Annotated in this window: 2 protein-coding genes; one reads left to right on the forward strand and one right to left on the reverse strand. The window is 49.9% G+C overall.

Features of this window, described 5'->3' with window-relative positions; genetic code table 11:
- Positions 1–900, forward strand: a 900-nt coding sequence (purM, locus tag B7Y67_RS17450; RefSeq protein WP_293599714.1) for a phosphoribosylformylglycinamidine cyclo-ligase, incomplete at its 5' end; no start/stop codon positions are given.
- A 12-nt stretch (positions 901–912) separates the two neighbouring features.
- On the opposite strand, the gene miaA is transcribed toward purM, so the two are convergent.
- Positions 913–1608: tRNA (adenosine(37)-N6)-dimethylallyltransferase MiaA (miaA, locus tag B7Y67_RS17455; protein ID WP_293599715.1), on the reverse strand; the 696-nt coding region annotated here is incomplete at its 5' end.

Raw genomic sequence — 1608 nt, forward strand, 5'->3', positions numbered from 1 at the left:
GCCCTGTTTGAAGTGCCAAAACGCTACAAAGAGCCAGTATTGGTATCGGGTACTGACGGCGTTGGTACAAAGCTCAGATTGGCCTTTGAGTGGAATCGTCATGACACGATCGGCCAGGATTTGGTGGCAATGAGCGTGAATGACATTTTGGTTCAAGGCGCTGAACCACTCTTTTTTCTAGATTACTTCGCTTGCGGCAAGCTCACCGTCGACACAGCTGCCACCGTAGTTGGTGGCATTGCTAAGGGTTGTGAATTGTCAGGATGCGCATTGATTGGTGGTGAGACTGCTGAGATGCCTGGTATGTATCCTCCAGGTGAATATGACTTAGCTGGCTTTGCTGTCGGCGCTGTTGAAAAATCCAAAATCATTACTGGTGCAACGATTGCCCCGGGTGATGTGGTGTTGGCAATTGCTTCGAGTGGCGCCCATTCCAATGGCTACTCTTTAGTTCGCAAAATTATTGAGCGTGCTGGCGCAAAGCCAACTGATGATTTGGGTGGCCGTTCATTGGGTGATGTGGTGATGGCCCCTACGCAAATTTACGTGAAGCAGCTGTTGAAGTTGATCAATGAGATCAATGTAAAGGGAATGGCTCACATTACTGGGGGCGGCTTAGTGGATAACGTGCCACGTGTGCTCCCAGAAAATACGCAAGCTGTATTACATCGCGATAGCTGGCAAATGCCAGAGCTCTTCCGCTGGTTGCAGATGAAGGGTGGTGTGGCTGATGCAGAAATGGTGCGTGTATTTAACTGCGGTATTGGCATGGTGGTGATTGTGTCTGCCGATCAGGCAGATGCTGCAATTCAATCTCTCAAGGATGAGGGTTTGCATGCTTGGACGGTTGGTGAGGTTGTAGAGCGTCCAGCTGGTGCACCACAAACCATCGTTATTTAATACGCCTAAAGCCTATTTGCTTAGGCTTTGCTTGCAGTGCTCTAGGGCCGCATTCAACTCACTTGGGTTGAATGGGTCAAATTTTTTTCTTCCAGCGATTGCACGCAACCAAGTTAATTGCCGCTTACCGAGCTGCCTAGTCGCAGCTAGTGCCTTGTAGCGCATTTCGGCCTGATCAACTTCTCCGGACAAGAACTCCCAGACTTGTCGATAGCCAACAGAGCGAATCGCAGGTAAGTCACCATGCAGGTCTGGATTTTTTCTAAGTAGCTGAACCTCTTCTAACAATCCTCCGATGAGCATTTCATCAAACCTTTTTTCTAGGTTCTGGTGTAAGCGTGAGCGATCGCTGGGCTCTAGCGAAACGAGGTCAATCCACTCCGGAATAGTTGAACCTTCTCTGCCATCTTCGCTTGGCGCATCTGCCAGCAGTTCCGACATTGGTTTGCTCGTGATTTCATAAACCTCTAAAGCACGTTGTACTCGTTGAGAGTCATTGGGTTGTAAGCGCGCCGCAGTAATGGGGTCTACTTTGGCGAGCTCAGCATGCATCGCAGGCCAGCCAATTAATTTACCTTGCTCATCGAGACGGGCGCGAATTTCTGGATCTGCTGGTGGCAAAGAAGAGAGGCCATAGGCCCAGGCCCGCCAATACAACATCGTGCCACCCACCACGACGGGAATATTCCCACGATCACGAATTTCTTC

It is taken from the genome of Polynucleobacter sp. 35-46-11 (assembly GCF_002281105.1).